The sequence below is a fragment of the Candidatus Zixiibacteriota bacterium genome (assembly GCA_026397505.1).
GTDB lineage: Bacteria > Zixibacteria > MSB-5A5 > GN15 > PGXB01 > JAPLUR01.
The window spans coordinates 22962-48411 of the sequence record JAPLUR010000062.1 but is presented as its reverse complement, the minus strand read 5'-3'; the positions used below and the strand labels follow the sequence as shown (position 1 = coordinate 48411).

Sequence of the window (25450 nt, the reverse complement as noted above, 5' to 3'; positions counted from 1 at the left end):
AATGCACCTCTTTGCATCCTATTCATGGCGAAATAAATCAGTCCTGCAATTAACTGATTAGTTCTTGCCGTCGACAAACAGCGGCGCTGTTTCCGTCTCGCGCATATAACGCAGAATCTTATGGCTGTTTTGCAGCTCTTTCAGCTCGTTCTTAATGCGATCGTGCCGAGTCTTAAGGTACTCTTCATTCTCCTTCACCAGACTGATATTCTTTTTGACCAGAGTCATGATGCTGTTGATTAGCTTCTTGACTTCCGGTGAAGATGCCGCAATCTGAAATAACTTGGGATTCTTATCTTTCAATTCGGCGATTTTAGTCTCGGACTGCTGAATCCGCTGATGGCATCGTTCCATCTCGGTGAATAGTTCCAGAAGCTTGTCATCCCGCTCAAATTTGACCATATCCTTCTGTTTGTCAATGAGGATATAGAGCGATTGATAAAAGGAATACTCTTCCTTGAGAACAAAGATGAGTTCCCGTTCCAACTGTGTGATCTGATTAAATTCCATATCAGACGCCTCTTATATTGACATTGATATATTCTTCACATTTGCCGCCTCCCTGCCCGATTCCCCCACCGGATCGTTCTTGCCTTTTACATCCTGGGCCAGTTGCACCCACCCCTCCCGAATGTTCTGCAGGATCTGGACCGAATCGGTTATTTTCGTCAGGTCTTTGGTCGCCTGAACGAAATTTATCTGTTCCACGATGAAGGCATAAAGCTTGGCCAGATTTTCGGCAATATCACCGCCCCGATCCTTATCAAGAGTAGTATAAAGGTGGACAATAAATTTCTTTGCCTTTTCCATCGCCTCATATCCGGATTCATAATCCTGCGCCTTGTAATTTTCGACAGCGTTGTTCATGCTGCCGATGGCACCGTCATAGACTTTGACGACCAGTTCAGGGCCCGATTTCCCGAGAATATCGGCCGCCTGATAATTTTGTAGTTTTTCGTTCATGACTACCCTGATGTTGATTGTTGAAGGTTGCTGCTCAGACTCGCCAGCTGTGTTGTAAGGAAACTACCCTCCGACTGATAGCGCGAAAGAGCCTCTTCCATCGCGTTAAATTGCTGAAGAAGATCCTCCCGCCTCGCCTCCAGGCGCTTATCATAATCGGATATCTGTTTGGTTAGATTTTCAATCTGATTGTTCAGAGCCGTGGTTCGGCGCGCCACCGACCCATCAATGCTCTTGGTGATATTGTCAAGATTCTTATCGATTCTCGACCCCAGCCCTCTGATAATCGAAATCGTCCCCTCCGCTCCATTTATCAGTTCACGGCCGGAAAGGGTGACTTTCAGCTTCAAACCCTCGGTCGTCCGATTACCCTCTTTGCCGCTCAATATTTGCCCCGCACCTGTGGCCGCCTCCCCATTAATCGTCCCTGCCACATCCACCCCGGTTTGTCCGGTTCCGGCCAGAAGGCCCAGAATTCCATAGGCGCCATTGGTGATTGAGGTCACCATTTCTACTCGGGAACTCGAGCCATAACTGCCGCCCGTGAACTTAAGATATCCGGTGCTGCCTAAATCGACCCACTCCACGCTCACTCCCCGGGTACCGATCTTGGAATCGGCAGAGATCTTGGACTGAATCTCCCCGGCCAGATCCGCCCCCGACTGATAGACGCGGGCGGAAAGAGCAATATCGTTGGAAACGACTCCGTCGATTTTTAATTTGATGATATTGTTGCCGGCATTAAAAGTAATTGGTGTCACCGCCGGATCCGCAATGACCGCTCCCTGGTAGTATGCTTTGGTGGCGGCCTGAGTGATATTCACATCATAGTCTTTCCCGGCTGCAGTCTTCGCGCCCGCCGAAAGAAACTCAATGTAGGGCGACGAAGACGATCCGGAATCGATAAAGAGATTCTTGAAAGCGGTGAAATCATTCTTTATGGCATCGGTCAGTTTGGCCGAGTTGCTCAGCGATAACCGGCCGCTGGCATTGGAACGGATGCCCAATGCAGCCAGCATTTTTATCTGATCCTGAATATCGCTTATCGGCGATGTTGTCGCGGAACGGAGTGTCGATTGCATCACCTGCAAAGAGAAATCCGAGAAAAGAACGCCCGATTCCTTGGTGTCTTTGTTATAAGTAAACTGATCGTCGATAAATTTCATCGCATCGTTATATCTGTCGATAAAATCGGTCAGCATCTGTTTTATTGCCGGCACATCGATATCTGTCTTGATCGTCACCAATGTGCCCGGATCGCTGACTTTTTTGACGGTCAACTGCAAACCGGGGATCAAATCATCGAAGCGGTTGGTGGCGGAATTAATGGTGATAGCGGAACCTTCACCGGTACCATCCGCCCCAATCGCCACCCGCGCGTCACTGGCCGCTTGCAGAAGAGGAGCAAAAGTGCCCACTTGAAAGGTATCGCCCGCGGTCAGAGTGCCGGCCGAAAAGGTGAGTTTTAAACCGTCGGCCCCAGGGCCATTCAATTCGTACTCGGTATCGGATTGCGTCACCAGAATGGAGCCGGAATTGGTGCCGTCAGTCCAATTTATTGTCACATTATTCGACCCGATCGTCTGGATTCCGGTTCCGGCAACCGTGAAAGTATAATTCTTATTCTTCGTCCCGTTGTAAAGAGCAGTGGCTCCCAGTGAAACATTTGAAGTGGAACCGGCGGAGAACGATAGCTCCTCCGGATTATCGAAAGAGCGGCCGACCAGATCGATTGTTTCGCCGCCCGTAAGAGAGGATTCGAAATTTATCTTTTGGGCCGCACCCGTTGCGTCGGCGGTTAATAGCAGACGATAGGGTTTAGAGGATGAACCGTCATTAATAATCGAAGCCGTGACACCGATATGAGCGTTGTTTATGGCTCCCTTAATTCCCAGAAGACTATTTTTCCCGGCATCAATATTCAATGTCGTCAAACCGGCGTTGCCCACGGAAATGCGAATGGTACCGGTTCCCATATCCGTGGCCGAGGCACTATCGAAACCCTGGCTGGCCACCTGATGATTGCCGGCCAGAGACAGCACCCTCAGGCTGTATGCTCCCGAGCCGATCTGCCCCTCCGCCACCGCCGATAGAACGGTATCATCGGAGACCTCGACGGTCGATTTATCGAAAGAGGCCTCTTTCATCAGAAGCACAGAACTGCTTTTCAGCGCCAGGAATTTTGCCAGGACCGCTTGATAGGCAGCCACCTGCTGCGTTTTCAAAGTCTTGTCATTCTCAAGATAAACGACCGGCGTCCTTTCGGACTTGATTATGGCATCGACGATGGAATTTATGTCGAGATTAGACGCAAGTCCCTGTATTGACTGGGAACCGGGCATTTGGCCTCCTATGGTTTAGCGTCATGTCCTGTTTTCAATTACACATTCCCGGCTTTTGCGGCCCGCCGAAACAGGCAACCTCGGCCGAGTACCACTTTTGCACAGGTTATTATTTACTAATAATCTTATCGGAATAATTTCGGATAAATTCAGCCCGCAAGGCCATAATCATGAAGGAATTAAACGCTGTAGAGAGCCTGGAAATCTGATAAAAGAACTGGTGGGAGGAAAATTTCCCCCCACCAGTTTAAAGGAATTAACCACCAAACAGGGACAGGATGACCTTTGGAATCTGATTGGCCTGAGCCAGCATCGAAGTGCCGGCCTGCAGCAGAATCTGATTCTTCACGAATTCCGACATTTCTTTCGCCATGTCGGTATCGCGAATATTGGACTCCGAAGAGGCCAGGTTCTGAGACGCGATGCGAAGGTTACGAAGGTTCGATTCCAGAGTATTCTTGGTGAAACTACCCAGAGTTCCTCTGGTCGTGGAAACCTCGTCGATGGCAGCGTCGATGAGCGACTGCGCATCCTGAGCACCCTGCACTGTGGTCACGTTGATCTGAGCCAGCGAAGTGAACATGTTACCGGACCAGCCGCGTCCCAGTGAGGAAGCAGCCATATTCGGCAAACCGATCTTAGCCGTCTGCCCGACATTGGCGCCAATCTGGAAGACCAGCGACTGGTCGGTATTGTTGATAGTCTCGGTCCCGCCATTGGAGGTGAGGCCAAGATTGAATTTAACAGACTGGCTGCGATCGGCGTTGAAAACGACTGTGTTTTCGCCGGCCGTTAAAGCCGTGGCGGGGCCGCCGTCCAGACGGACGTCGAACCGGGCCGCGGAAACATCAAGCAACAGGTTGCCGACATTGACACCATTGGCGGCGGTGGCGACGGTGAAACCAAACGTCCCGCGGCCGGTAGCGCCGTCGGCCTTGTTGGCGATAGTGACGTTTCTGGTGGAAGCATAGTTGACCGAAGTAATAGCAGTAGTGTAATTGTCAAAACTCACCAGAGCGTCGGTACCGGTGTTAGCAATCGAATCGGGCGTCAACTGGAGAATGTTCCAGGCTTCGCCAGTGCCCGTTCCGGTACTGTTTACCTGAACGCTATAGTCGCTGCCTTCATCAGCCGTCGTGAATCTGATCTGGTTGGTACCGCTCAGATACGCCGTAATGTTATTCACGCCGGTGGCGGCGGTACCCAGTTCGAGGGTGGCGCCCAGCTGAGTGTTGATCTCATTGATGAGCGTCGTCATCGAGCTGTACTCGGCGGCGGCGATGGCTATGGTAGCGCTGTGACCGGTCGGATTCTTGGCATCCTTCACGGTGAAAGCCATCGTGTTCATCGAGGCACCGCGTGAATCGGCCGCGGCAAAGTCAAAATAGGCGGTGACGGCCGTCGTGGTCGAATCAGTCAGAGCCAGAGAATACTGGGCGCCGTTGTTGACCGACTTGAAAACAATATTGTTCCCGGCGGTCAATTCGGCTGTGACCTTACCCGTAAGAGCGGCGTTGTTGGCAATAGCCGTATTCCAGGCGGCCACAACGTTGGCGTCGGTTTCGGTGTCAGCAACGGTGACGGAAAGAGTCTGAGCACCCGAGACTGCCTCACCATTTTCCTGATAGTTCAGGACGACCGTATAAGTGCCGGCATTGGATGCCGTAGCGGCGGCGCCGAGGGGAGCGCCCGAGGTAATCTGGGCCGATGTCGCGGCGGCCGCAAAGGTAACACCATTACCAAAAGCATCGACCAGGTCGATCGCACCGGAAGTCTTGGTGGCGCCGGCTGAAGCCTGAAGAACGCCAATATTATGGATTCCTTCGGATAGATTGTAGGGCACCACCGTCGAATTGACGGAAAGACCAAGCGAGGTGGTATTCAGAGTGGCGCTCGAATCGGCCGTCTTGGTCGAGGTCACCGAGTGCGTGCCGGTGGCCAGGTTGCTTTCCTTAATGGCCAGCAGTGAAGAGTTGGAACTCGTAATGGTGGCGATATTGGCCTTGGTGCCGTCGAGAAGCTTCTTCGTACCAAACTGGGTGTTGGCGGCAATTCTATCAATCGTCTTGATAGCATTGTCTATTTCCGCCTGATCGGCGGCCAGCTGATTGGCATCATTGAAACCTTCGTTGGCGGCATGAATGGCCAGTTCTCTCATCGAAATCAAAAGATTGTTCAATTCGGTGAGAGCCCCTTCCGCCGTCTGAATCATATTTATTGAACCTTCGGAGTTTTCAATAGCACGATTCAAACCGGCAATCTGCGCCCGGAACTGCTCGGATATAACTAAACCAGCCGGGTTATCGGCGGCGCGGTTAATCCGGTAACCGGATGACAACTTTTCCATCGACTTGGAAAGGTTCATTTCGGTCAGCACCAGGTTGCGATGCGCGTTGATGGCGGCAATATTGTTGTTAATTCGAAGTGACATCTGTCATTTCCTCCTTGAATATTTCGAGGTATCCTTACCCCTGATAAGACATTGAGCCCATGTTTTGAGCTGCTTCCGATGTCACCAATCCTATTAATTTTTTAGGAAATTACTTTATCCTTTTACACCTCCCCCAGTCAGGTTTAAAGTTTGGCCCAATTCAGGCATCTTTATTCATGATTCTAAAATCGGCAAAATCCGTCGAAACTTGATGCCCCTCATCACAAAAAAGAAATCCCCCTTTGGTTTGCGGCAATCTATACTGTGACCCCTTCGGCTCTTATTTGTGCCAGCCGCTCATGGGATAGTTGATGTCCAGGATTCATTTGCAGAACATGCTTATATCCGATTGCGGCGGAATCGACATACCCGAGACAAAAATAGCATTCCGATATATTGAATAGTCCCTCAACGTTTTCCGGGTGGGTAGCAAGATACTTCTCGAAATGAGGAATGGCGTCCGAAAAACGGTCCATTCGAACCAGCGTAAGCCCCTTCGCCAGAGTAAGATCGGCATCATCGGGCACTATTTCACCATATTTATCAAACAGTGTAAGAGCCTCTTCATACTTGCCCAGATGAAATTTGGTCAGGCCAAGATTGCGATAAGTAACTGAACGAGTTGCTTTTGCATCCAGGGCCCGCTGATAAAGGTCTTCAGCATTCGCAAAATCATTCATCTGAAAATAGCAGTTGGCGGCATCATTGAGAATTTCTGGATTTGATGAATCCAGACCAAGAAATTTCAGATATGACTCAAGCGCTTCCGAATTGTCACCATTATCATAAAATGCTTTACCTAATAGCCGGAAGCCGTTGGCATACTGACCTTTAATGGCTACCAATTTTCTAAATAACGGAATGGCCCGGTCATACTGCCCACTATTGGCATAAAAACAGCCGGCCTTCTCATATACTTCGGGACTATCTTTAGTCAATTCCAGAGCTTTCTTCAGCCATATTTCCGACTCCAATGGATTGCCGCTCCGGGCATGATACTCTGCCAAATAAAGGCAGCAAAGATCAGAGCCGGGATTCATGGCGAGTTCTTTTTCCAGATATTCTCGCCCCTTATCCAATTCCAGACGGTCAAGGTGGATGCGTGCCAACCGCAAATGGGTATCCAAATAAGGTCCGAATTCCTCCAGCACTTTCAGATACCAGTTCTCCGCATTACCAGTCTCCCCTTTAATATGGGCCACAAGCCCCAGGCCATAATAGGCAATATGCCTGGCCCGAACATAGAGCAATATGATGTTGGCCGTTTCCTTTGATTCATCATATGATTGCTGGACCTCAAGATATCGCTGAAAGGCTTCTTCCGCCTCCTTCCAGCGCCCCAGGTGAACATACACCTGCCCCAGAGAAAGAAGCGGATCCAGATAGTCCGGCTTGATGTCCAGAGCCTCATGGCACAACTTTTCGGCTTCTTCATATTTTTTCAGGTGAAGAAAGGTCGTGATCAACTGATGATGCGCCATCAGGTGCACGTGAAGGTAGCGACGGTCTTCGCGATCGGTCAACTTGATGGCCCGGCGAGCGTGTTCTATAATCAGGTCGCTGATATCCGGAGGCAATTCGGTTTCGGTGCCCCGCAGCAGTTGGGCATAATTAAAATGGACATATGCATCATCGGGGTGTTCGGCCAATTGTCTTTCCAACAACTCCCGCGAACGGGCTATCTTTTTCTTCATTTTTTGCGGCGAAAGACTGTAGCCATAGTGCTTGAGCCTGATACCTACCCGCAGAGCCGGTTCATCCGGGTCATATTTCAACTGGTTGTGCACTATACCATCATAATAAAAACCGGCTTCACGTTTATAAAGACGATATGACGGCAGGAATGAAGTACATTCCCCTGTCTCCTTTTTGGTATTGTAGACATTGATGGAAATAAGACGAAATTTATCCTGGGCCATGACCTGTCGTATCAGGGAAATATCATCCTGAACGAATTCCTCATCGGCATCAATGATGAATATCCAGTCGCCGGTCGCTTTCGAATGTGAAAGATTGCGGGGCCTGGAAAAATCCCCCTTCCAGGGTTGAAAGAATACTCTGGCTCCGTATGATTGGGCGATTTCTACTGTCCGGTCGGTCGAACCGGTATCGACCACAATGATTTCATCCACCCAGCTGCGTATCGATTCCAGACATTGCGCTAGTAATTCCTCTTCGTCTTTGACAATCATGCAGGCCGAAACGGTCGCCCTGTTTTCTATGACCTTTTCGAGTATCCGAAGTTCCTGTATCTGTGAGCAATTCCTCAGGCCGCTCTTGACAATTTCCGAGGCCTTATCATATTCCTTTTGCTGTAAATACAGATTGGCCAGGTTCAGATAGGGATGATTATAGTGGGGGGCATTTTCAATCGCCTTGCGAAAGGCCTGCTCAGCTTTTATGAAATCATTTTTGGCGCGAAAGGCGGTGCCGAGGTGGTTATAAAGAAGATGATGATATGCGGCACTGAAAGCTTTTCTCATTGGATCGCCCCGATCGACATTTTGGGTCAATTCAAGGCAGCGTCGCCCGTATTCAATACAGCGATCATAGTCTTTGATGGCTGCGGCCGTAACAGCAAGAACAAAATGGAAATCACCATCATCGGGCGCAACTTCCAGCCCCCTCCGGGCATATCTTTCAGCTTCCATGTGCTGTCCAAGATGTGACAGCGCCAGCGCCAGGAGTCTGGTAAGGCAAAGTTCTTCCTTTTGGCCGGGCATCTCCGGTTCCGGTTTAAACGATTCCAGCGCCGCGACCACTTCTTCAAAACGATTATGGGCGAATAATTCCTCGGCTTTTTCGATTAGTACCGCCGCAGGCGGGGGGCACAATTTCCCCTTTTCTTTCTTGGCGAAAGATCGGCGGGAGTCGGAATGATTTCGCTTCCGCCCATGAGCATGTCGACTTCTTCCGGAGGGCATTGCCATGCTCAAACCAGTACCGGCGCTTCTGCGTTTTCCTCTACGACACTCTCGACCGGGACTTTTTCTCCATCGGCGATGAGGCGATTCCTGACTCCGTACTCGGAATTGACCAGCACCAATTGCTTGGCCAGCCGGGTTTCGGTGTTTATCAGGATTGGACCCTGGAGATTAATGGTCATCTGGCTCGGATCGGCTGGGATCGTCACAATGACATATGTCTCCACCATCCGAACGTCGGAGATATCCAGTTCCTCGATTTCTTTCGGATTTACTTCGATTCGATAATCGGAATAGAAGTAAACCGGATTGACAATAATAAATGCCACGGCCGGGTCATCGATCGACTGGAACCAGAGAAAAGGCGCGGTGTCTTCTCTTTCGATCAGGCAGTACCTCTTTAAGTGCTCAAATCCCAATACCGGTTTTGGCATCGTGATAATCTTCTCTTCCGGGATCATCAGGTCACCGAATCGCTGTGTCGTAATCTTCATAAAATCTATTCCTTATCCAATGTCTTATTTCTAGTCCAGAAAATCCAAAAGTGAAGGCTGTATTACTTTCGATGAGGCAATCAGAGCGGCGCGATAGCTGTTCTCCTGCTGGGCCAGGTCGGATACAAGCTTGGTTAAATCGGCATCCTCGACCTCACTCAGTAATTTGGTAAAGTTGTAATTGAGGTCAGCGAGCCGCGAATCAGTTGTCTCCAGCCTGATAACCTTGGCGCCCACACCGGCCCGATGATTCAGAAGCTCCTGCATCCCCAGATTGAGATTGCCTATCAACTGCCCGGTCACTTCCCGGTCATTATTGCGCAGCGCCTTTTCCAGAACTATGAGCGATCCAAGTAAATCCGAGGATCCGAAAATTCCCAAGACGTGTGCCGTACGGCCGGCGCCGACTTCCTCGATCATAAATGAGCTGTCATTTGAGGTTGGCTCAATCTGAATTCCCGTCTGCGATGAATTAATGGCCGCAACAATATCCAGGCCGCTGTTGTTAATGGCATCAATCAAGTCACCCACGGTGGTAAAAGCCGAGTTGCCCAGATCAAGATAGGCCACCTCTCGCCCTTTCGAAATTTTTATCTGTCCCAGGTCAAATCCATCACCATTATTGAGAAGGGAGAGCGAGGTTGTGGCTAAAAGACGAGGGGCAATGGCATCTCCGCCCCTGTCTCCGGTCACACTACCCTGCAATCCCAGGTCGGTGGCCGTTGTCAGCCCGGGGGCCGACTCCGTGACCGAAAAGTCGAGGCGCGGATTGAGTGCCTGTCCATTCAGAACCGGGTTTATCGAGCCCATAAGGCCCAAATCGGCGGCCGTGGTGCTGGAGCCGGAGACTTCATCAATTGTCAGCCCCAGCGATGTGCCGTTGGCATCGATAATGCTGATACCGGTTCCGGCGGCATCAATGGCCGCCGTAACATTATTGACTCCGCCGGCTGAAAGGGTGCTGTTGATTCTGGCGATGACATCGCCAATATTGGCGGTGCCCGAGAAGTCAACCTCGATATTAATACTATTGTCGATATTATGCACCGCAATTTTTCCGGTAGACAGGTCGACTCCATGCCCGGCATTCAGATTAGACAGCAAGGTTCCGGCGGCGATCCGGCCGCTATTGGTCGTAACCCACTTTAGATTGTTTCCCTCAGCGCCGAAATCGACCTTCAGATTGGTTATGCCGCTCATTGCCAGTTCGCTGTTAATCAGGGTGATGGCCTCATCGACAGTATTAGCAATACTGATATCGACCATGACATTTAAGCCGAGATTATTGTCTCTTACCTCGAATGTTCCGGACGCCAGGTCTACTCCGCGACCAAGATTCAAGTCGGATAATTGTGTCGTGCCGGTAATGCCGGCTTTCAGATCGGCGGTTTCTCCAAGTTTGCTGAGTTGCTTGAAGAGAATATCGGCGCCAATCAGATTCACATCAACTTTCGATGAGGCTTCGGCCTCAATCTCAATCCGGCCGTGGTCCCCCAAATAATCCACGCCCGTGGCGCTTATCGCAAGCGGTTTGGTCTTGGTGCGGAATCCCGAAAATATATATCGCCCTTCTATCTGAGAATTGGCCATATCAACCACCTGCTTGAAGAGCGATTCCACCTCATTGGCGGCGCCCATCCGGGCGGTCGCATCATAAGTGTCATTGGAGAGTGATACCGCCACCTCATAAGCCGAGGACACCATATCCTTCATGTTTCCCAGAATATTATCATAGGTGGAAAGGGTATTCAGACCGCTGGAGATGTTTTTCTTGTACTGGCTGATCTCGGTCAAAACCTTTCGGTATCCCAGATCCTTCTGTGTTCCGATCGGATCATCGGAGGGTTGATTGATCCGCCGCCCGGTGGACATCATCGCCTGCATGCGCATGAAACGGTCAAGCGAGCGATTCAGGTTGAAGGCCACCTGGTCATTGATCATTTTATTGGTTACTCTCATCGGATCCTATTCTTCGTAATAGACGAAGTCCTTATCGCATCCGTCCTTGAACATCTTCTGCATCAAAGAAGCGCGTGTCGGTTTCGCGCCGGTGTCTTTATCTTTGCCGGAGTTTCCTGACCGGTTTGATTTGTAATCATCATTGCCTTTTTTGTCCTTTTTCTTATTCCAAAACATTTTCGCCTCCCGTTAATGTCCCGATTGCTGATCATCCGGTGTTTTTCGCGTCGTCTTTTTGTACTTTATTTCCGGCGCTTTTGCTTTTCTGCGGGTGTCGCCGGAGATTTTGTCCTTGAGCAGTTTTACCACATTAACCAAATCCTGTCTGACCGATTTGGCCGCTTTCCGATTCTCGTTTTGAATCTTGACGTATATCTCTTCTCGGTGCACAACCACTTTTGACGGTGCATCTATGCCGATCCTGACCTGCCTTCCAAAGACACCCAGGACCGTCACTTTGATATCGTCACCGATCGTTATCGATTCGCCTAACTTCCTTGTTAGTATCAGCAAAACACCCTCCGTGGTCTTGGTTCAGACCTGTTAATGTTTACTTGGCTACCGTCCGACTATTCCCATTCCCTTGATAACAGTCTCCAGTGCCTGATCCATGGTCGTTATCACGCGCGCGGCCGCATCAAAAGCATGTTGGTATTTGATCATTTGCGCCATTTCTTCATCCAGCGATACCCCCTGCACTGACTGACGGGCATTATCCAACTGTCCCACCAATAGTTCATAATTTTCTTTCAGATTTTTGGCCTTCCCGGTATTCACGCCAATTTCTCCGATCAGGGAATTGTAAAACTCACTCAGGGAGGCGGTATTCCTCATCAAGACTGACGCGTTTTTCAGGTCGGCGATGGCCAGAGCATTGACATTGTCTCCGACTTCGCCCGACTTTGAAGCGGCGATCTTGATAACATTGTTCGCAATGGTGTCATTCAATGATATCGTGGCGGCGCCGAAATTCCGTGGATCGAAGAAATTCAGCCCGATCGAACCATCCAGTCCAATGCCTTTCTGGTGCTGCGTGTTGACATTGGTAATCAGCGCCTGCGCCATGGCATCCAGTTTTGATAAATACTGTGGAACGATCTGGTCGCGCGCATCAACCAGCGCCTTCAACTGACCGTTCAGATTTTTGATGGTCATGGTGGTTCCTTCCCAGACAATTTCGCTGCTGGTCACTTCGCCGGCCCCGACTTTTCGGGTATCAATGCGGAATGAAGTGGTCCCGTCAACGATGGCCAGCGAACCGATATAGACCGTGGCGGTATTATTTTTCTGCTCCGCCACATTGACATCCACAAATTCAGACAACTGGTCAATCAGATAGTCACGGCGGTCGCGCAGGTCGTTGGCTTTCTGCCCACCCAACTCGGTGCGGGCTATTTGCTGATTGATTAAGGCGATTTCCGAGGCCAGGCTGTTGACATTATCGACTGTCAGAACGATCTCGTCATCCACCGATTTGCGGAGATCCTGAAGGTTGGAATAGATACGATGAAAACCGCTGGTCAGAAGATTGGTCTGTTCTTTCAGAGCGGTGCGGGCCCCGACCGACTCCGGATTATTGGCCAGATCCGACCAGCCGGCCCAGAATTTATCCAGAAGGTCCCCAAGCGACTCGGCATTCGGTTCCGTGAACAGAGCCTCTATCTGCGAGAGGATTTTCTCCTGCCCGGTCCATTGTCCCAGCGACTTATTTTCATTGCGATATTGCCGGTTGAGGAACAGATCGCGGACGTGTCTGATATTGTCGGCACTTACGCCGGTGCCGACCATCCCCTGCGGCAATTCCTGCGGGGGAGTGGTACTGATATTAACCCTCTGACGAGTGTACCCCGGCGTATTCACGTTGGCAATATTATGCCCGATTGTATTCAGCCACAGCTGATGAGTGTTAAGAGCCCTTTTCCCCAGTTCCAATCCATCGAACAATCCGGCCATTATGCTCTCCTATCCAGGGCCAGGCTGCCCTGCACGACGTTCCGCTTTCCCTCACTGTGATATTGATCATCAGGCATCTTAATCCGCCCTAGCAGTTCAATGGTTTTCATTATATTTTCACGCGAACGATTGATCAGCATCTCATTTTGTGAGCGCACTTTCATGATCTTTTCATTCAGTTCCAGGATGGTTTCACGGAGTTGTTCCATCATGGTCGCTTGTCCCGAAGATGCCGATTCAATCAACCTCGATATGGTGAGGTTCTCCGAAGCTTTCCCCTGTTCCGACAATCTCCTGATCAGTTCCTCCCGGTTTTTTGACAATTGCCCGGCGGACACGAGTTTCTCTTTTTGCCTCTCGGTAATTTCGTTAAGACGATTAACATCATTCCGAACCAGAGCTTCTTGTTGCTGCTCCAGCAGATCCAGGAATGTTTCAAATAGAGACGCTTCCTTTTCCAGGACTCTCATCAGTTCCCAGGTCAGTTCAGAATTTGAACTATCCTCAATTATTTCTTTCGGCATATCGGCAAATCTCTTTAGGGCATTCGGTTATTCATAGTTCTTGGTTTTGCCGGTAACTCCCTGCAAAACCTTTTGCACATAGCGTCTGGTCTCGGGGTACGGGGGAATTCCCCTATATCGTTCCACCGTTTCCGGCCCGGCGTTGTAGGCGGCCAGAGCCTTTTTGATATCACCGAAACGATCGATAAGGCGTCGCAAGAATTTCGCCCCGGCGTGGATATTTTCCTGCGGGTCAAAAACATTTCTGACCCCCATATCGGCGGCCGTGGTGTCGGCCAATTGCATCAGGCCTTTAGCCCCCGCCAAGGATACCGCCTGAGGATTTCCCGCCGACTCGGCCTCGATAATCGACTCCAGCAGCGTCGGATCAAGATTGAATTTCTCCGATGCTTCTTTGATGATTTCCTTGTAATCGGAAGAATCGGTTTTTTGCTCCGGTGATGCATTTATCGCTTTGCTCTCAACTTTCGCATCAATTGACTTATTCCGGCCGACCAGGTCAATTTGATCGGGGTCATTGGTGATCATCCTTGCGCCCCCTTTGCGTGTCAATTGGGCGTTCACTTCGACCGCATTTCCGGCAACGGGCTGCTTACCTTTCCGGGGAGTCACCCGGCCATTCAGGTCGATGAATTTCTCTTCCTGACGGTTGATGCTTATGTATTTTGCCTCGGGCAGCAGCTTTGCGGAAACTATCGCTTTGCTTTCAGCCTCGCCATGCTGCCGGTCAAAGGCCTTTTCCAGCGCATGGTAAAGAAGGTTGGTCAATGACTTATCACCGTTGCCCGCTATTTTCCTGGAAAGTTCTTCGTCAAAGACCTGTGTGTAAATATCTTTGCCCAAACCGTTTCCCAGACCCAGGGCATTGCTCCCCTCGTTCTGCGGAACCGTCTTGCGCATTTCCTTAAGCATATGATAGAGGAAAAGGGACTCCATTTCCCGGGCAGAGTTGTAAAGCTTCTTCTTTTCCCCCTCAACATCCGGTGATTTCTTAAGGGGAATCGAGGCGGGATTTCCCGCCCTAAAATTGTTATTTATCGGGTTGGTCACATTATTCCCTATTAGATAATTACCAGCTCCGCGCGGAGCGCTCCCGCCTGTTTGAGAGATTCAAAAATGGCAATGATATCGCGCGGCGCGGCTCCAATCTGATTGAGTGCGGAGGCGATATCGGCCAGCGAAACGGCCTCCTGCAGATACAGCACCCGCGCCTTCTCATTATCCACCGTAAGCTGATATTCCGATGTCACCACCGTTTCCCCTTTAGAGAACGGCTCCGGCTGGGAAATAACCGGCACCGATTTGATATTCACCATAATATTGCCATGGGCAATGGCCACCGGCGCAATCGTCACATTCTGCCCGGCCACAATGGTCCCGGTTCTCTCGTTGATAATCACCCGGGCGACCTGATCCGGTTCGACCTGCAGTGTGCCGATATCGGCAATGAACTGAATCCGGCTGTTAGCCGCGGCCATTGATTCGGGAACATTGATCCTTATCGTCCCGGCATCATCGACAATGGCGGTATGACCGTACCGGCTATTGATCGCCTCGGCCATGCGCGAGGCAGTGGCGTAATCGGGCGTCTGCAATGAAAGCACAAGCTCGGACACATTCGATTGCTTGATTATCGGGCGGGTGACAATGCCGCCGTTGGGTACACGTCCGACCAGCGTGTAGTTGTTGATGATTTTGTTGCCATCTTCCACCTGGACATTGAATCCGCCGATCGACACCGGCCCTTGAGCTGTCGCATAAACCTCGCCATCGGACATGGCCAGTTGTGTCATAAGCAGAGTTCCCCCCTGTAATGAGGAGGCGTCACCGATTGAGGAAACCGTCACATCGACCCGGTCACCAATTTTGTGGGTTGATGACAGGCGACCGGTGACTATCACCGCCGCCACATTCTTCACCTTGAGTTTTTCGGGATCGACCGTCATTCCCATCCGTTGCATCATATTGGCGAGTGACTGCATGGTGAATTGGGTCCCCTTGCCGTCACCGGTTCCATCGAGACCAATCACCAATCCATAGCCGAAAAAGTCCATCTCGGCGTCGCCCTGTATCCGGGCAATATCCTTGATTCTTACGCCCGCCTCTGCCTCGGGAGAATACCAGGCAAGAATGAACAGCAGCAGCGCGATCATGAAAGAAGGTATCGAAGCTCGTGTGCAAATCAGATTGCTCATATCACCTCCTAAAAGAGCCAGTTGAGGAAACGCATGATGAATCCCGGCCGGCTGGAGTTATTGGCGACTCCCTTGCCGGTATAAGTTATGTCCGCATCGGCTATTAGATAAGAATCCACGGTATTGGCCGCCGTGACATCTTTTTGACGGACAACCCCCGAAAGTGTCATCGTCTCTTTGTCCTTAGAGATCCCGACCGTGCGGGTCCCCTTGACGATCAGGTCGCCGTTGTCCCTGACAGATATAACTGTTACCGACATTTTGGCTCGGAGCGACTGATTTCGCAGATTCTCCCCCTTGCCGTTGAAGCTGCTCTTATTCTCTCCCTTGGCGCCGAAGAGCGGGATGAAATCCAGACTTCCGATCCCCGGACCGCCGTCGGTGGAAAACTGCCCGTCTTTCTGAGTCTTGGTTTCCGACTGACTGGTGGCATTCGAATTTTCATAGATCAATACCGTCAGTATATCACCCACTTTGTGTGCCTTAATATCGGTGAAAAGTGAGTTTGCCTGCCCAAAATCCCCCGACCAGACGCGAAGCGAGAACGGGAGAAGGAGCAGAATAAGGATGAAAAATAAAATCTTCCTGATGCTCATATTTCCTGCCTTATATGGTTCCTATCCTTACGGTGCCGCCGTCAATGACAGTACCGTTTATTATTTTCCCTGATTGATTATTCTTAACGCGGATATCGGCCCCGATATATCCCGGCGCCATGGCCGTTCCTCGTGTCGAAATTTCCAGACCGGAAGTCTGATAGAGAATGGAAATCTCTTTGCCGGTCACAATATCCGGAATCTTCTCCAGCATCCCGCTGCTGATAATCTGGGCTTTATTAATGCTCCTTTTGGTCCATCGACCGTCGAGTTCGGTAAATGATTTTATCGGCTGTTCTGTCAGCCAGGTGATCTCCTTGCGCTCAACATGGCATTTGTCAGGCGTGATTATTTCGTTGCGTTTGATTCTATCATCGGTAACCATCACCCAGTCATAGCAGCTTATGCTGAAACGCACCTGTCCCTGGCCCACAATTTGTCTGTCCCGGTACAAGATTACCTGGAATGAAACCGAACCGCGGGGCGGCGTTTGAGTAAGTGGAATAATATTCAGACTATCATAGGCACAGGAATCAAGAGTCAAAGGGTGTTTCTGGATTTCAATCGTCGTCTTTGCCGTATCAAGATTATAGAGCGCTGCAACGCCCCGGGCCAACTCCCCCTCGAGGCTTTCCGCCCGGAGCGTACCGGCGCATAAGAGCAGCAACAGGGCCAGGACAGAAAGACAATTCCCTATGTCTTTATTCATTGTTTATTCCTATCGTTTCAGATTGTTCACAATCTGGGTCATGTCTTCACTGGTCTGGATAACCTTGGAATTGAGTTCATAAGCTCTCTGAGCCACAATCATGTTGACCATTTCATCAACCACTTTGACATTGGAGATTTCCAGATATCCCTGGTCGATTTTCCCCAGACCTTCCTCGGCGGGCGTGCCTACCGTCGGCGAACCCGAGGCCGCATTCCGCACATAGAGGTTATGTCCGACCGCGGAAAGACCGGCCGGATTGATAAATTTGGCCAGTTCAATTCGACCGATGGACTGGGGCATATCATTTCCCACCAGTTGCACGGAAACATCACCGTCCATTCCCACCGCAATCGAAGTGGCGTCTTCCGGAATCGTTAATTCCGGGTAAAGAAAAAATCCATCCGAAGTCACCACTCTTCCCTCAGCCGACACCTTGAAAGCGCCGTCACGAGTGTAGTTGAGTGTACCATCCGGCATCTGAATCTGGAAAAAACCATTTCCGGAAATCGCGAGATCGAGCGGGTTGCCGCTCTGGGTCAGATCGCCGACCGAAAACTCTCTTACCGTGGCCACGGCCCTGGTGCCGTACCCCACATCGAGATTGGTCGGGACAACCGTGCCGATGGCCGTGGCTGTGCCGGCCTTGCGAAGGTTCTGGTACAGGACATCCTGAAATTCAACCTTACTGCGTTTGAAACCGGTCGTATTGACGTTGGCCAGATTGTTGGCGATATTATCCACATTCATCTGCTGGGCAATCATGCCCGAGGCGGCAGTACGCATCGCTTTTATCATGCTAATTCTCCCTCTTTATCCATTCTATCTGACTCGCCCCACATTGTTAATCAATTTCTCCAATGAATCATCCTGTGTTTTGAGCGATTGGGCGTCGGCCTCATAATTGCGAAAAGAAATGATCATATCGACCATCTCCTTGATGAGGTTGACATTGGAGGATTCCAGATATCCCTGCCGGATGGTGTAGTTCACGGCCGCAATCGGCTCAACCCCTTCCGGAATCATGAATTCGCTTTTGCCCACTTTTTGAAGGGCCGTTTTGTCGGCAACATTGGCCACACGGATGCTCCCGATGACGCTATTATCCACTTCCACCTGTCCCGACTCCGAAATTGTGACAGAACCTTCACCCACCGCAATCGGTCCCCCGTCACCAAGAATCCTATGTCCCTCAGAGCTGACCAAAAAACCGCCCGGGCTGACTGTAAAAGAGCCGGCACGGGAAAGCATGGTCTGACCATCATCTGTTTCCATGACAAAGAATCCATCCCCTTCCAGACCGAGGTCCAGGGGGTTGTCGGTCTTTTCCAGCATCCCCTGCTCATATTCGGTATAAACCTGATCGATCATCGGGGTTTCCCAATCCGACTTGCGCGGTATTTGCCGCGCCTCTGCCGCCGACAGCTCTTTGGTAAAAAGCATATCCCGTTTGAATCCCGGAGCGGATGCATTAGCCAGATTGTTGGCTGTAATCTCCTGCATTTTGATTCGCGGCAACATGGCCGAAGCGGAACGGTATAATCCTTTTATCATGATACTATTTCTCCGACTTTGTTTTAAGCAAGCCCTGTACCATGCCTCTCCAACTCGCCAGGCCGAATCATATCTCATTATGTAGCTTTATATTACGAGAGCAATTCAAAGCCTATTTTTATCTGCAATTGAGTCTTTCATCAAGAAAAACGGAAAAAATTTCCACCCCTTTGGTGCCCCTTATTCCACAGTTAGATTGTTTCCAGACCCTAATTAATGATTAAATCCATCTTCAGATCGGTTCTCAAATATTATGAAAAGCTGCAAAAAATTTCACAGACTGAATGAAAACAGGAAATTGCTCTTGTGTCGGCGGGAGAGAGTTATTATATTGAATCCGACGAAGTTACTGCGTTTTTACTGGCCGGAACATTTGCTTTGAAAAAAAATCCGGTTTTTGCATTTCGTTTGCTCTGATGGATGATGCATTCAAAATGGGAAGTTTCATTATGAGGATTATGATCAGAGCGATTTTCATATTGCCGATACTGTTTTCAATGGCCCTGGCCGATCCCGGCATTCCCGATACCCTTCGGATTGATTCGGTCGGCGCCATGCCGGGCAGCAAAGTGATTGTTCCGGTATTCTTTTATAACGATGAGGTTCTCAGCGCCGTTGAAATGGTGCTTACCTTTGATTCAAATTATGTGACTCTCGATTCTTTCTCACTGAAAAATGGCCGCCTCAGTTATATCCCTGACAATACCGTTTTCAGTAAATCAACCGCTAATCTATTCGACCTTTCGGTGCAGGATTGGCAGACTATGTCATGGATACCGCTCGGCAACGGTCTATTATGCAATCTTTACTTTTCCATCAGTCCCTCGGCCGCCGGGCAGACAATCATCATCGATTCCTCCTTCTTCCCTCCCTCGCAACAGACCATGTTTACAGATTCAACCGCCGAGCATGCCATATTCCCGCAGTTTGTTCGTGGTTATATCACCGTGGGCGAACTGCCCCCCAATCAGGATTCGGTCTGGGTTGATACGGTGACCTCCGGCCCCGGCCGTGCGGTCGCGGTCAATGTTTATGGTTTCAATGAGGATAACCTGACCGATATCAATCTGGCGCTAACATATTCTTCGGATAATCTCGTTTTCGACAGTGTCATTTTTGACAATACCCGTGGTGCTACGGCATACAGCCGCACTATCACTCCCAATGCCCAGAACCGGCAATTATTGATAACCCTATCATACTCTACGCTTAATCCCCTCACACCCGGCAGCGGCCCATTGGCGAAGATCATTTTTGATATCAAGCCGGCTGCTCCGGATGAGATAGTGATCATCGACTCGGTCAGCTATCTGGGCATCCAGCGACTGGAATTCCGTCCTGCCGTCGGTCTTCCTTTTGCGCCCTATTTCCGGGCCGGTTATGTTAACATCAGCATCAGTTCACCGGTCGATGACAGACCGGAGATAAAACTGCCCAAAGAGTATCTTCTGGCGCAGAATTATCCCAATCCGTTTAATCCGGCGACGATCATCAGATTTGCAGTGCCCAAATCCGGCCATGTAACTCTTGATGTCTTTAATATCCTTGGTCAGAAAATCAGAACGATAATCGACCGGCAGCTGCCGGCCGGCACATATAACGTAACTTTTGATGGAAGAGGTGATAATAAAAGGCAGTTAGCTTCGGGCATCTATTTCTACCGCCTCAAGGCGGAGGAATTCGCCCAGAGCAGGCCGATGATGTTACTGAAGTAATTTGGTTTATGGAAATTATTCTATCATCCCAAAGCTTCCGCTCATAACGGGAGCTTTTTTTTGCGATGAAACATTTTTGAGGCAATGTCATCCTGCTCCTTCCGGATGATTGTCTCCATCTCCTTCTGATAGCTATCCTTTTTGTGCTCTTTCAATTTCTCGTATATTTTTTTCTGTTTGGTCGCCTCAAGAAGCTCCTGCCGCCTCTTTTCTCTTTCGATGCGGTAAACTTTTAGGATTTCAGAGCCGGTCAATTCATTTTTTTTCAATTTCAGGAAATATCGGGAATAATTCAGCAGCAGATTTGGTCTGAGCGTCCCTGACAGATATCCCCGCTGCTCGTTCTGCGCCGCCTGACGGTCTCGATTCAGTTCGTGCAGATAGGTCTCCTGAGCGACCACTTGCTGGGCCGCCAGCGCCAGATGTTTCTGTTTTTCCCTTTCGATGTGCGCTTTTATCTTAAGGAGCGGCTCAAGGCGAAACTTAAACTTTTTCATTGGGGTTGTTCGGATTTGGCCCGCCGGCGAATATTGCCGCAAGCCTGCTTAGAGATTCATCAAAATCGCATCGCTCTTCGATCGCCTGGCGAAAGAATTGATTGATCTCCCCTATCTTTGAAATGGCATAGTCAATTTTGCTTGAAGAACCTTTGACGTAGGCCCCGATATTTATCAAGTCCTCCGATTCACGATAGGTGGCGACAATTTCTCTGACCCTTGCCGCCAGCGTGAGATGCTCCGGCGTGGAGACATCAATCATGAGACGGCTTATCGAATCGAGAATATCAATCGCTGGGTACTGATTAACCGCGGCCAATCTCCGCGAAAGGGCCACATGCCCATCCAGAATCGAGCGCACCGCATCAGAAATAGGTTCGTTGAAATCATCTCCCTCGACCAGTACGGTATAAAGACCGGTGATAGAACCTCGCTCATTATTTCCGGCCCGTTCCAGAAGTCGGGGAAGCATGGCAAAGACCGAGGGCGTGTAACCTTTTGTAGCCGGTGGTTCGCCGACGGCCAGGCCAATTTCTCTCTGAGCGATGGCGATTCGGGTCACCGAGTCCATGAGAAGCATTACATTCATCCCCTGGTCGCGAAAATACTCTGCAATGGCGGTAGCCACATTGGCACCCTTAATTCTGATGAGCGACGGTTGATCGGAGGTAACCACCACGACTACCGACCGTTTCAACCCTTCTTCGCCTAAATCCTTTTCGATAAACTCCCGAACTTCCCTCCCCCGTTCTCCAACCAGGGCAACCACATTGACATCGGCGGAAGAACCCCGGGCGATCATTCCCAACAAGACCGATTTCCCGACACCCGAGCCGGCAAAAATTCCCATCCTTTGTCCCTGTCCGCAGGCCGCCATGATATCCATCGCTTTTATCCCGGTACGAACCGCCCGACTTATCCGATTTCTTTTCAGGGCCGGAATAGGCGGACTATCAATGATCCGTGTCTTTGTGCTCAGAATCGGCCCTTTTCCGTCGATCGGCTGTCCCAGTCCACCCAGCACCCGCCCAATCAGTTCCTCACCCACCGGTATCCGCAACTGCTCCCCGGTTGAGACAACGATGGAGCCGGGAGTAATGCCGGCAATGGAGCCAAGCGGCATCAAAAGAATGCGATTATCCCGAAAGCCGACTACCTCGGCTTTTATCTTCTCTCCTGTTTCGGGATTTTCGATGCGGCAGAGATCCCCGACCGATACCGCCGGTCCGATCGATTCCACCACCAGGCCGATAATCTGTACCACCCGTCCGGACTGCTTGATTGTATTTATTTTTTTTAGGCGGTCGGCATAGAGCTCATAAGGTATTGGACTCACGTGGTCGCCTCGACTTCGCCCAGTGCTTCGGCGATAATTTCAATTTGGGATTCCAGCCGCGCGTCAATATCTCCGGTCGGCGTCTCAATAAAGCAGCCGCCATACCGCACGCGCGAATCAGCTTCTATGGCCAATTCCTTAATGGCGGTTGAGTCGCCACGGAATTGCTCAATCTGCTGCTCCAGCAGAGGCAGATGGTCCTGATGCACTTTCACTTTTATTTTTGATTTATCGACCAGTTTCTTGATCGCCCCGGAGATTATTTGCGCCGTGATATCCGGGTCAACCCGGGCAGCCTCAAAAGTAACCTTGCGCGAGATATTTATTACCATGTCAAGAATTTTGCTGTGGGCCTCTTCATACAATATCTCTCGCTGCCTGACAGCATCCATTATAAGTGTGGCAAAGTTATCTATAACTTTCTGCGCCTCCAAATGACCCTCGGCTTTCCCCTGCCGATATCCATCTTGACAACCTCTTTTGTATTCTGTTTCCTTATCGCGTATCAGCCGCTGTTCGATTTTGATGATTTCCTGAATGGGGATAAGCTTTCGCCCCTCCACCGAGGTAATGACATTGATATCGCTGAATTTGGTTGCCAGCTTCTTTTCGGACAGTTGGTCGGCCTCAATATCAACCCGGTACTCCCCTATGATCACTTTGTCGTTGAGCAGGGGGCGATGCAGGAGCTTAGACAATTATATCCTCCTTGCCGCCGCGACCGGATATGATCACCTGACCGTCTTCTTCAAGCTTCCTGACTGCTTCAACGATTCTCTGCTGGGCGGCTTCAACATCGGAAAGACGCATCGGCCCCATGAATTCCATTTCCTCTTTAATCATCACCGCCACCCGCTCCGAGACATTGGAATATATTTTGGCTTTTACTTCTTCGGAGGCTGCTTTAAGGGCAATTGATAGATCCTTCGTTTCCACTTCTTTCAGCAGTCTTTGAATGGAACGGTCATCCAGAAGAATCAGGTCGTCAAAGACGAACATCATGTTCTTGATCTTCGCGGCCAGTTCGCCATTTTCCGCTTCAAGAGAATGAAGAATATTCTTTTCCGCCGAGCTTTCGATCAGGTTGAGAATCTCAGCCATAGTCTTGGCGCCGCCGGAAACAGACAAATCTCCCTCCGCCGATGATTGGAAATGCCCTTCCAGAGTTGACTCAATTTCCTTTAGAATATCGGGCGAGATTTTTTCCATCGTGGCTATACGCAGCGCCACCTCGGCCTGCAATTCCGAGGGTAATTCGGAAAGGACCGCGGCCGCCTGCTGAGGGGTGAGCTGGGTAAGTATCAGCGCGATAGTCTGAGGATGTTCGTTCTGAATGAACCCCACCAATTGGCGGGAGTCAATGTTTTTCAGAAGATTGAAGCCGGAGGTGCGGAAAGATGATTCGAGTCGGGAAAGGATTTCCATCGCCTTCTGATGCCCGACTGCTTTTTCCAATATTTCCCGGGCGAAATCGACCCCGCCCTGCGATATATACTGGCGGGCCATAAATATCTGATAGCACTCGCCGATCACCTTTTCTTCCACCGCCGCCGGCACATCGCGCAGATTGGCAATCTCGACCGTGAGCCGTTCCATTTCCTGCTCCGAGAGGCTTTTCAAGACCAGCGCCGAGACTTCGGTTCCAAAAGCCACCAGAGCAATGGCCGCTTTTTGTGTTGGCGTAAGAGTTTCAAAATCCATTGGAAGTCTCCCTAATCTATCATCAAGGTCTTGATAACTTTGGCGATCTCTTCCGGCCGCCCCTTAGCCGCGTTCTGCATCTGGTCAACCAATTTGGGCTTGCGATTTTCCGGAAGAATCGGCAGTATTTCTGTTTCTTCCTCACCCGAGGCGCCGGAATATCCCGGGATAGGCATCCTGGGACCGCGGGCGGTCGGTGCCGGCGGGAGGACTCTCGCCAGTGAGGAAAAAGCCTTCTTCAGTAATTTTCTGATAAATAGGAAAGCCAGCACGGCCAGCAGAAGAAGCCCCACCTTCTTACCGATATCAAAATAGAAATCCTGCTGGACTATTTTATCCAATTTCTGCTGTTCAACTTCAATCGCGGTGCGATCAAAGGGCAGATTGACCACTTCAATCTGGTCATTGCGCTGGGCATCATATCCGACCGCATTTCGCACAATGGCGGTAATCCGGTCGATTTCCTCCTGCGGCCGAGGTTCATAAACCTGCTCGGCGCCGCCCTCGGTTCCCGGCGCAGCCTTATATGTACCATCTAAGAGCACCGCCACCGAGAGACGCTTTATATTCCCGATGGAGTTTATGATATGCTCCACCGTCTTATTTATTTCGTAGTTCGTGACCGTCGTCTCGGTCCGATTATCATCCCGGGTTTCCGCGTTCTGCTCCTGCTTATCCGAAGAACTCTTCGTCTCCTGCGTATTTTCCTGGCTGCGAATTACGGCCGAATTGGGATCATACAATTCATTGGTTTTTTCCACCTGCTGAAAATCAAGCTCGGCCGTCACGCGCACAATTGATTTCCCCTGGCCGATGACACCATTCAGCATCGATTGCGCCTTTCCCTCCAGATTCTGCTCGACATTCTGCCGTACCTCAAGCTGCGATGAGCTTAAGCCGGCCAGCGGGTCGGACTGATTCTGGGAAGAAAGAAGCTCCCCGTTATAATCGATAATGGAGATATTCTGCGGTTTCAAACCTTCCACCGAGGAAGCCACCAGATGGGTGATACCGGCCAACTGGGATTTTGACATTCCCCCGGTATGACGCAGTTTTAAAACCACCGAGGCGGTCGCTTCCAGCTTGTCTTCTCTAAAGAGGCGGTCTTTCGGCATGACGATATGCACCCGAGCGGCCTGGACATCGGACAGTTGCATGATTGTTTTCATCAATTCTCCCTCCAGGGCCCGGCGGAAATTCAGGTTCTGCAGAAACTCGGTCATACCCAGATTGGATTTGTCAAAAATGGCATAACCGACATTTCCGGAACGGGGCAACCCTTGTGAGGCCAGAGAAATTCTGACCTTGTAAACATCGTCAGAGGGAACCGAAATGGTCGTACCGCCGTCTGTCAGCTTATAGGATATTTTTTGTTCGGTCAACTGCCCGGCCACCTCACCGGCCTCAGCCGGTTCCAGATTCGAATAAAGAACGGCATAATTGACGTTCTTGACCCAGTTGCCAAGCACCACCACGCCGACAATAAGGCCGGTAATAACGGCGATAAGCAGCATGGCCTGACTGGGAGACATTGCCCGGGCAACCCCGGAGATATTC

At 50.4% G+C, this 25450-nt stretch carries 22 protein-coding genes and 1 pseudogene; 1 reads left to right on the top strand and 22 read right to left on the bottom strand.

Annotated features, from left to right (window positions below; translation table 11 throughout):
• Positions 1–57: 57 nt before the first annotated feature.
• The 17 genes and pseudogenes from NT002_06855 to NT002_06775 form a co-directional block, all read right to left on the bottom strand.
• Positions 58–510, bottom strand: coding sequence for a hypothetical protein (locus NT002_06855; GenBank protein ID MCX6828987.1), 453 nt, complete (start codon positions 508–510; stop codon positions 58–60).
• Positions 511–522: 12 nt separating this feature from the next.
• A complete protein-coding gene (locus NT002_06850; protein ID MCX6828986.1) occupies positions 523–963 on the bottom strand; it encodes a flagellar protein FliS in 441 nt (146 codons plus the stop codon).
• Between the two features lie 2 nt (positions 964–965).
• Positions 966–3305 carry a flagellar filament capping protein FliD gene (gene fliD, locus NT002_06845; protein MCX6828985.1) on the bottom strand — a complete coding sequence of 780 codons (2340 nt, stop codon included), beginning with the start codon at positions 3303–3305 and terminating at the stop codon, positions 966–968.
• Positions 3306–3561: 256 nt separating this feature from the next.
• Positions 3562–5736, bottom strand: coding sequence for a flagellin (locus tag NT002_06840; protein ID MCX6828984.1), 2175 nt, complete (start codon positions 5734–5736; stop codon positions 3562–3564).
• A 257-nt stretch (positions 5737–5993) separates the two neighbouring features.
• Entirely contained in the window at positions 5994–8660 is a 2667-nt protein-coding gene (locus NT002_06835) for a tetratricopeptide repeat protein (GenBank protein ID MCX6828983.1), read from the bottom strand.
• A gap of 8 nt (positions 8661–8668) precedes the next feature.
• A complete protein-coding gene (fliW, locus tag NT002_06830; protein MCX6828982.1) occupies positions 8669–9154 on the bottom strand; it encodes a flagellar assembly protein FliW in 486 nt (161 codons plus the stop codon).
• A gap of 30 nt (positions 9155–9184) precedes the next feature.
• Positions 9185–11113: a flagellar hook-associated protein FlgL gene (gene flgL, locus NT002_06825; GenBank protein ID MCX6828981.1), complete on the bottom strand. Its 1929-nt coding sequence runs from the start codon at positions 11111–11113 to the stop codon at positions 9185–9187.
• Between the two features lie 6 nt (positions 11114–11119).
• Positions 11120–11290 carry a hypothetical protein gene (locus tag NT002_06820; GenBank protein ID MCX6828980.1) on the bottom strand — a complete coding sequence of 57 codons (171 nt, stop codon included), beginning with the start codon at positions 11288–11290 and terminating at the stop codon, positions 11120–11122.
• A 162-nt stretch (positions 11291–11452) separates the two neighbouring features.
• A pseudogene (gene csrA, locus NT002_06815) lies at positions 11453–11626 on the bottom strand (carbon storage regulator CsrA).
• 45 nt (positions 11627–11671) lie between these two features.
• Positions 11672–13066 (bottom strand): flagellar hook-associated protein FlgK, encoded by a 1395-nt coding sequence (gene flgK, locus NT002_06810; GenBank protein MCX6828979.1) that lies wholly within the window; start codon positions 13064–13066, stop codon positions 11672–11674.
• Positions 13066–13590 carry a flagellar protein FlgN gene (locus NT002_06805; GenBank protein MCX6828978.1) on the bottom strand — a complete coding sequence of 175 codons (525 nt, stop codon included), beginning with the start codon at positions 13588–13590 and terminating at the stop codon, positions 13066–13068. The genes flgK and NT002_06805 overlap by 1 nt, the downstream gene beginning before the upstream one ends.
• A gap of 27 nt (positions 13591–13617) precedes the next feature.
• Complete coding sequence (locus tag NT002_06800; protein MCX6828977.1) at positions 13618–14640, bottom strand: transglycosylase SLT domain-containing protein; 1023 nt, start codon at positions 14638–14640, stop codon at positions 13618–13620.
• Positions 14641–14651: 11 nt separating this feature from the next.
• Positions 14652–15785, bottom strand: coding sequence for a flagellar basal body P-ring protein FlgI (locus NT002_06795; GenBank protein ID MCX6828976.1), 1134 nt, complete (start codon positions 15783–15785; stop codon positions 14652–14654).
• An 8-nt stretch (positions 15786–15793) separates the two neighbouring features.
• Complete coding sequence (locus NT002_06790; protein MCX6828975.1) at positions 15794–16381, bottom strand: flagellar basal body L-ring protein FlgH; 588 nt, start codon at positions 16379–16381, stop codon at positions 15794–15796.
• A gap of 10 nt (positions 16382–16391) precedes the next feature.
• The gene (gene flgA / locus NT002_06785; protein MCX6828974.1) at positions 16392–17090 is read right to left on the bottom strand and encodes a flagellar basal body P-ring formation chaperone FlgA; all 699 of its coding nucleotides are present in this window, start codon (positions 17088–17090) and stop codon (positions 16392–16394) included.
• A 9-nt stretch (positions 17091–17099) separates the two neighbouring features.
• Positions 17100–17888 carry a flagellar basal-body rod protein FlgG gene (flgG, locus tag NT002_06780; GenBank protein MCX6828973.1) on the bottom strand — a complete coding sequence of 263 codons (789 nt, stop codon included), beginning with the start codon at positions 17886–17888 and terminating at the stop codon, positions 17100–17102.
• Positions 17889–17912: 24 nt separating this feature from the next.
• Complete coding sequence (locus NT002_06775; protein MCX6828972.1) at positions 17913–18644, bottom strand: flagellar hook-basal body protein; 732 nt, start codon at positions 18642–18644, stop codon at positions 17913–17915.
• A 449-nt stretch (positions 18645–19093) separates the two neighbouring features.
• Here NT002_06775 and NT002_06770 point away from each other — a divergent pair, with 449 nt between their 5' ends.
• Positions 19094–20359 carry a T9SS type A sorting domain-containing protein gene (locus NT002_06770; protein MCX6828971.1) on the top strand — a complete coding sequence of 422 codons (1266 nt, stop codon included), beginning with the start codon at positions 19094–19096 and terminating at the stop codon, positions 20357–20359.
• A 41-nt stretch (positions 20360–20400) separates the two neighbouring features.
• On the opposite strand, the gene NT002_06765 is transcribed toward NT002_06770, so the two are convergent.
• Genes NT002_06765 through fliF form a run of 5 tightly spaced genes read right to left on the bottom strand, consistent with a single transcriptional unit; the run spans position 20401 to position 25446 of the window.
• Positions 20401–20856 (bottom strand): flagellar FliJ family protein, encoded by a 456-nt coding sequence (locus tag NT002_06765; GenBank protein MCX6828970.1) that lies wholly within the window; start codon positions 20854–20856, stop codon positions 20401–20403.
• Positions 20843–22192 carry a flagellar protein export ATPase FliI gene (fliI, locus tag NT002_06760; protein ID MCX6828969.1) on the bottom strand — a complete coding sequence of 450 codons (1350 nt, stop codon included), beginning with the start codon at positions 22190–22192 and terminating at the stop codon, positions 20843–20845. Before fliI ends, NT002_06765 begins: the two co-directional genes overlap by 14 nt.
• Positions 22189–22890, bottom strand: a complete 702-nt coding sequence (locus NT002_06755) for a FliH/SctL family protein (GenBank protein ID MCX6828968.1) — start codon at positions 22888–22890, stop codon at positions 22189–22191. The genes fliI and NT002_06755 overlap by 4 nt, the downstream gene beginning before the upstream one ends.
• The gene (gene fliG, locus NT002_06750; GenBank protein ID MCX6828967.1) at positions 22883–23893 is read right to left on the bottom strand and encodes a flagellar motor switch protein FliG; all 1011 of its coding nucleotides are present in this window, start codon (positions 23891–23893) and stop codon (positions 22883–22885) included. The genes NT002_06755 and fliG overlap by 8 nt, the downstream gene beginning before the upstream one ends.
• An 11-nt stretch (positions 23894–23904) precedes the next feature.
• Positions 23905–25446, bottom strand: coding sequence for a flagellar basal-body MS-ring/collar protein FliF (fliF, locus tag NT002_06745; GenBank protein MCX6828966.1), 1542 nt, complete (start codon positions 25444–25446; stop codon positions 23905–23907).
• Between the last annotated feature and the right edge of the window lie 4 nt (positions 25447–25450).

Coding starts and splice junctions, on each gene's coding strand:
- NT002_06850 (MCX6828986.1), bottom strand. CDS start 963: ATGAACGAAAAACTACAAAATTATCAGGCGGCCGATATTCTCGGGAAA.
- flgA (MCX6828974.1), bottom strand. CDS start 17,090: ATGAATAAAGACATAGGGAATTGTCTTTCTGTCCTGGCCCTGTTGCTG.
- NT002_06790 (MCX6828975.1), bottom strand. CDS start 16,381: ATGAGCATCAGGAAGATTTTATTTTTCATCCTTATTCTGCTCCTTCTC.
- NT002_06840 (MCX6828984.1), bottom strand. CDS start 5,736: ATGTCACTTCGAATTAACAACAATATTGCCGCCATCAACGCGCATCGC.
- NT002_06820 (MCX6828980.1), bottom strand. CDS start 11,290: ATGTTTTGGAATAAGAAAAAGGACAAAAAAGGCAATGATGATTACAAA.
- fliW (MCX6828982.1), bottom strand. CDS start 9,154: ATGAAGATTACGACACAGCGATTCGGTGACCTGATGATCCCGGAAGAG.
- NT002_06775 (MCX6828972.1), bottom strand. CDS start 18,644: ATGATAAAAGGATTATACCGTTCCGCTTCGGCCATGTTGCCGCGAATC.
- fliG (MCX6828967.1), bottom strand. CDS start 23,893: ATGGATTTTGAAACTCTTACGCCAACACAAAAAGCGGCCATTGCTCTG.
- NT002_06770 (MCX6828971.1), top strand. CDS start 19,094: ATGAGGATTATGATCAGAGCGATTTTCATATTGCCGATACTGTTTTCA.
- flgL (MCX6828981.1), bottom strand. CDS start 11,113: ATGAGAGTAACCAATAAAATGATCAATGACCAGGTGGCCTTCAACCTG.
- NT002_06805 (MCX6828978.1), bottom strand. CDS start 13,590: ATGCCGAAAGAAATAATTGAGGATAGTTCAAATTCTGAACTGACCTGG.
- NT002_06795 (MCX6828976.1), bottom strand. CDS start 15,785: ATGAGCAATCTGATTTGCACACGAGCTTCGATACCTTCTTTCATGATC.
- NT002_06835 (MCX6828983.1), bottom strand. CDS start 8,660: ATGCCCTCCGGAAGAAGTCGACATGCTCATGGGCGGAAGCGAAATCAT.
- NT002_06765 (MCX6828970.1), bottom strand. CDS start 20,856: ATGAAAAAGTTTAAGTTTCGCCTTGAGCCGCTCCTTAAGATAAAAGCG.
- NT002_06855 (MCX6828987.1), bottom strand. CDS start 510: ATGGAATTTAATCAGATCACACAGTTGGAACGGGAACTCATCTTTGTT.
- flgK (MCX6828979.1), bottom strand. CDS start 13,066: ATGGCCGGATTGTTCGATGGATTGGAACTGGGGAAAAGGGCTCTTAAC.
- fliD (MCX6828985.1), bottom strand. CDS start 3,305: ATGCCCGGTTCCCAGTCAATACAGGGACTTGCGTCTAATCTCGACATA.
- flgG (MCX6828973.1), bottom strand. CDS start 17,888: ATGATAAAAGCGATGCGTACTGCCGCCTCGGGCATGATTGCCCAGCAG.